This window comes from Rhodococcus sp. LB1, assembly GCF_001583455.1.
Taxonomy (GTDB): domain Bacteria; phylum Actinomycetota; class Actinomycetes; order Mycobacteriales; family Mycobacteriaceae; genus Rhodococcus_F; species Rhodococcus_F opacus.
In genome coordinates this window covers 1-6,270 of sequence record NZ_LTCZ01000117.1, presented here as the reverse complement: position 1 = coordinate 6,270, position 6,270 = coordinate 1, and the positions used below count along the sequence as shown (strand labels likewise).

Sequence of the window (6,270 nt, the reverse complement as noted above, 5' to 3'; positions counted from 1 at the left end):
TCCACGAACCCACCACCAACTCCCGCTCACCCGGCCCCAGAACCTCCACATCACCGACCGCGGTGTCCACGCCGCCGGCGATCGTCACCAGAATCCGGACGAGGCGGTCGGCGAGCGCTCCGGCTTCGTCTCGGTCGACGGCTCCCGGTTGGTAGCGCAGACTCAATCGCAGCTGCGGTTCGAGGATCGACAGCAGAGTGAGCGGATAGTGCGTGGCGTCGCGGGCATCGAGACCGGTCACCCGCATGCCCCCGATGTCGGTGTTCTCGTCCAGCCCGGACGTGTCGATCGGGAACGACTCGAACACCGACAGCGTGTCGAACAGATTGCCCAGACCCACCCGCGACTGAATTTCGCCGAGGCCGAGGTGATGGTGGTCGAGCAGGGACGTCTGCTCGTCCTGCAGGCGGGCGAGCAGCCGCGCGACACTCTCGTCCGGGTTCACCCGTACTCGCACGGGCACCGTGTTGATGAACAGTCCCAGCATGTTCTCGACACCGGACAGCTGCGGCGGACGACCGGACACGGTGACACCGAAGACCACGTCGTCGCGGGAGAGCAACCGGGACAACAGCATCCCCCACGCCGCCTGGATCACCGTGTTCATGGTGACGCCGGCGCACTCCGCCGCCGTGGCGAGTCCGCTCCGTAGCGGGGCGGGCAGTTCGACGTCGAGTTCGTGGGGCACACCGTAGAGCGCCGCAGATGCGTGCGGCGCCACCAGCGTCGGCTCCTCGACACCGTCGAGCGCTCGTTCCCAGGCTCGCGCCGACGCCTCCGCGTCCCGGTTCGCCACCCATTCCAGATACGTGCGATACGAGGGCGGCTCCGGCAGTCCGGCCGGGTCGCCGTGGGCGGCATAACGAACCAGCAGTTCCCGCACCAGCAACGGCATCGACCAGCCGTCCAGGATGATGTGGTGATTCGTGACCGCCAGCACGAAGCGTCCCGGTGCGGTGCGGAACAGGGTCAGCCGGAGCAGAGGCGGCCGGGCGAGGTCGAATCGGGCACTGCGGTCCTCGTCGAGCAGGCGCTCGAGTTCCGTGTCGGGGGCCGACCCCTCGACGGTGAGATCCACTTCCCGCCACGGCACGTCCACCGTGTCGATCACCAGTTGCGCGGGCATCCCGTCGTCGTAGACGAACGCGGTCCGCAGGCTGGGGTGGCGGGCCAGCAGCCCTGCCGCGGCGGCGCGCAGACGTTCGGCGTCCACCGCACCCTCGAGGTCGATGCGCAGTTGCGCGGTGTAGACGTCCATCGACTCCGCGGCCAGGGAAGCATGGAACAGCAATCCGGACTGCAGTGGAGACAGCGACCACACGTCCCGCAGTGCCGGGAAACGCTCCTCCCAGCGCTCGATCTGCTGCTGGTTCGCCGACACCAGCGGAACGTCGGACGGCGTCAGCCCGCCCGCATCCGGTCGTGATGCGTGCGCGGCAAGTCCGTCGAGGGCTCTGCGCCACAGATCCGCAAACGCCGCGACCTCGGCCTCGCGGAGGACCCCGGTCGGAAATGCGAACGACGCCATCAGACGGGGTCCCTCTGGACTGTCGGAGACGACGGCGTTGACGTCGATCACGGATGCGACGGGCATGTCGGAATTCCGAGTGCCGCCGAGCGTGCTCTCCACCGGCAGCCAGTCCGCGGCTCCGTCCGTGGTGGTCACTCGGCCGAGGTAGTTGAAACTCACTTGCGGAGCCGGGAATCGGCTGAGGGACTCCGCCGTCTCGTCGTCCAGGTAGCGCAGTAGTCCGAAGCCGATCCCGTGATCCGGGATCGCGAGCAACTGCTCCTTGACGGCCTTGACCGCCTGCCCTGCCGTGACACCACCTGCCATCGCGTCGTCGACGTCGATTCCGGTGAGATCCAACCGCGCCGGATACACCGTGGTGAACCAGCCGACGGTACGCGACAGGTCCGCGCCGGAGACGACCTGCTCTTCGCGGCCGTGCCCCTCGAGGGTGATCAGCGCGTCCGACACGACGACGTCCCGTTCCCGTCGCCAGGCGATCAGTGCCAGCGTGACCGCGGCGAGCAACCCGTCGCCCACGCTCCCGTGGAACGCGTCCGGAAGCGTGGTGAGCAGGGCGCCGGTCACCGACGACGTCACGTCGACCCTGACGGTGCCGACGGTCGCGTCGACGTCGATCGCGGGATCCACTGGGCGCGAACCGATCAGCGGGTCCGGTCCGTCGAGGATCTTCTTCCACGAGGCCAGTTCGCCGGTCCGGTGCCGCGCCGCATCGGACAGGCCGTGCGACCACCGCCGCATCGACGTTCCGACTGCCGGCAGCTCCGGGGTGAGACCGGCCTGGAGTTGGCTGCACGCCGACGCGAGATCCGCGACGAGGATGCGCCACGAGACACCGTCGACCACGAGGTGGTGCACCACCACGAGCAGTCGGCCGACGTCGCCTGGGACGTCGAACCAGACCACCCGCACCATGCGGGCCGCGGCGGGGTCCAGGTGGTCGGCCGCAGCATCGAGTGCCGTGGTCGCGAGTGCGGTGAAGTCGTCTCCCGTCACCGTGTCGACCGGCACCCGACGGACCAGTGCATCCGCGGGCACCGAGCCCGCCGGCAGCACGTCCATGCCGTCCGCGGACACACGTGCGCGGAGCAGGTCGTGCCGGTCCAGTACCGCCTCGACGGCGCGGACGAGAACCTCGTGGGTGAGGCCGGCGGGGGCCGCCAGCAACAGCGCCTGAGAGAACCTGTCGAGCCGACCGTCACTGCGCTCGAACGTCCACCGCGCGACGGGTGTCAGCGGCAGGGGGCCGACGCCACCGCCCGGCAGCTCGTCGAGAGCCACTGCGCCGTCGCTGTCGAATCGCGCCACCGCGGCGAGACCGGCGACCGTTCGGTGGTCGAACACGTCGCGGGGAGAGAGGATCACACCGGCGGCTCGTGCACGGGCCACGAACTGTATCGACATGATGCTGTCGCCGCCGAGGGCGAAGAACGAGTCGTCCACGCCCACCGAGTCCAGTCCGAGCACCTCCTCGAACAGTCCGGCGAGAAGCTCCTCGGTCTCGGTGTGCGGCGGCCGACTCCCGGAACCCGCAAAGTCGGGAGCCGGAAGCGCTGTGCGGTCGAGCTTTCCGTGCACCGTCAGGGGAAGCGATTCGAGTGTCACCAGCGCCGCCGGCACCATGTACGACGCCAACCTGCCCCCGACGAAGTCGAGGACAGCCCTCGAATCGACCGTCGCATCCGGTGCGGGCACCAGGTACCCGATCAGCCGATCGCCGCCGCCGTCGCCGTTCCACACGCTCGCGACCGCGTGGGCCACGGAGTCGTGGGCGAGCAACGCCGACTCGACCTCACCGAGTTCGATGCGGAAGCCCCGGATTTTCACCTGGGAATCGGAGCGCCCGAGGTACTCCAACTGACCGTCGGGAAGCCAGCGCGCCCGGTCGCCGGTGCGATACATCCGGCTTCCGGGCGGGCCGAAGGGGTCGGCGACGAAGCGTTCGGCGGTCAGTCGGAACCGCCGGCGGTACCCGCGTGCGAGGGCGGGACCTGCGAGATACAACTCCCCTGCGACACCGGCAGGCACCGGGTGCAGTCGCGAGTCCAGCACAACCTCGGCGAAACCACGCGTGGGCGTGCCGATCGTGACCGGAGCCCCCGGCACCAGTTCGTCGCTGATGCTCGACACGACGGTCGACTCGGTCGGACCGTACGCGTCGAACATGCGACGGCCCGGCGCCCACCGTTCGACCAGTTCGGGCGGACACGCCTCGCCGCCCGTGACCACGCACTCGAGGGCGGTGAGACCGTCGGGATCGACCGACGCGAGCGCCCCCGGAGTGACGAAGCAGTGCGTGACCCGCTCGGATTCCAGCAACTGCCCCAATTCGGCACCACCGTAGACGGACGGCGGTGCGATCACCATCGTGGCTGCCGCGCCGACCGCCAGCAGCAGTTCGAGAACGGACGCGTCGAAGCTCGGCGATGCGAAGTGCAGCGTTCTGGATTCGGGTGTCGTGCCGAACGTCTCCCTCTCCTGGGTGGCGAAGGCGGCGAGACCGCGGTGCGTGGTGATCACACCTTTGGGCCTGCCGGTCGACCCCGAGGTGTAGATGAGGTAGGCGGGATTGTCGATCCGAATCGTCGAAATCCGCTCGTCATCGGTGACCGGCGACGACGGATAGTGTGACAGCTTGTCCTCGAAGGCCGGGTCACCCATCACCAGCCACGGCACCGCGTCCGGAAGTGCGCCGCGTTGCGTCGAGCCCGACACACCCCACACGGCGCCGGAGTCCGTGAGCATGAATTCGATCCGTGCGGCCGGATGGTCCGGATCCACCGGAAGGAACGCGGCCCCCGACTTGGCCACCGCCCAGACGGCCAGGACGGATTCGACGGACCGCGGCACACACAGTGCGACGACGGATTCCGGGCCGACGCCGCGCTCGATCAACATGCGGGCCAACTGGTTCGATCGCCTGTCGAGGTCCCCGTAGCGCACGACACGCCCGTCGAAGACCAACGCCGGGGCCTCCGGATCGTTCGCGGCCGCCTCGACCATCAGATCCGGCAGTGTCCGTGCCGCTACCGCCGCACCGCCCGCCACCGGGGACAGTACGGCACGCTCCAGCGGTCCGAGAATGTCGATGTCTCCGACCCGGGCGCCGGGGTCTGCCGTGACCGCCTCGAGAATGCGCACGAGTCGTTCCGCGAAACCGAGCACCGTATCCTCGTCGAAGAGATCGGTCGCGTAGCCCAGCCCCGCGGCAATGCCGGTCGGGTTGCCGTCGGCATCGACGATCTCGGCCAGCGTCAACTGCAGATCGAAGTTGACGGTGTCGATCTCGAGGTCGATGTTCCGGACCTGCAGATCCGGCAATTCCACGGTGGGGCGCTCGATGTCCTGGAACTCCAGCATCACTTGGAAGAGCGGCGCGTATGCCGTCACCCGGGAAGGACTCAGGACTTCCACCACCCGTTCGAACGGGACGTCCGCATGGGTGAAGGCGCCCAGATCGGCTTCCCGAACGCCGGTCAGGAACTCGGAGAATGTGGCGCCGCCGTCGACGTGGGTGCGCAGGACGAGGGTGTTGACGAACATGCCCACCACGTCGTCGAGTTCGCGCTCGCCGCGACCGGCGATCGGCGTCCCGACGGCGATGTCGTCCGCACCGCTCACGCGTGCCAGCATGATCGCCAACGCGGCATGCAACGTCATGAACACCGTCGTGGTGTGTTGCCGTGCCAGCCTGACCACACCGGCATGAACCTCGGGTCCGATCACGAACTCGACGTGGCCGCCGCGAAGTGACCGGACGGTGGGACGGGGACGATCCGTAGGCAACTCCAGCACTTCGGGCAGATCCGACAGCGTGGTGGTCCAATACGTCAGCTGTCGCGAAATGGGCGAATTCTCATCGGATTCCGATCCCAGCCACTCGCGCTGCCACAGCGCGTAGTCGGCGTACTGCACCTCGAGCGGAGCCCACTCCGGGGCCGACCCGTTCACCCGGGACACGTACGCGTCCATGACGTCGCGGGCCAGCGGTGCCATCGAGAAGCCGTCCGCCGCGATGTGATGCACCACCACCGCGAGCACGTGCACGTCCGCGTCGAGGCTGAACAGTCGTGCGCGCAACGGCACCTGCGTCGTCACGTCGAATCCTGCGGCCAGCACTCTCCGCGAATGTTCGCGGAACTCGGCTTCCCCCGACACCGCGATCGGTTCGAGGTCGGGCACCGCGCTCGCCGCGGGCAGGATCACCTGGCGCGGCCCGTCGTCGGTGAGCGGGAAGATCGTCCGCACGGCCTCGTGCCGTTCGATGACGTCGGCAACCGCCGCCCGGAGAGCACGCACGTCGAGCCGCCCCTCGAGCCTCAACGCGAACACGACGTTGTATGCGGACGAGGAGGTGTCGAACTGGTTGACGAACCACATCCGCTGCTGGGCCGGCGACACGGGGACTTCCGCGGTACCTTCCCTGGGCTTCAGTGGTGGTCGGGCCTCCAGTCCCTCCTGCGACTCGGCCAGTGCCGCCAGACCGGCCACGGTGGGGGCGTCGAACACGTCGCGAATACCGATCCGGTCCCCGACGGCCGCATTGATCCGCGCGACCAACCTGGTGGCGATCAGAGAGTTTCCGCCGAGGGCGAAGAAGTCGTCGTTCGCGCCTACCCTCGGGACACCGAGCAGGTCGGCGCACACGGCGGCCACGATCCCCTCGATCGGGGTTCGGGGAGCGAGGAAACCCACAGTCGCGCTACCGAAATCCGGTTCGGGCAGGGCTTTGCGGTCGA

Annotated in this window: 1 protein-coding gene; it reads right to left on the bottom strand. The window is 68.6% G+C overall.

The genetic code is table 11. The features are described 5' to 3' along the window. The coding region (locus tag AZG88_RS18155; RefSeq protein WP_156517524.1) for a non-ribosomal peptide synthetase at nt 1-6,270 on the bottom strand (6,270 nt) is incomplete at both ends.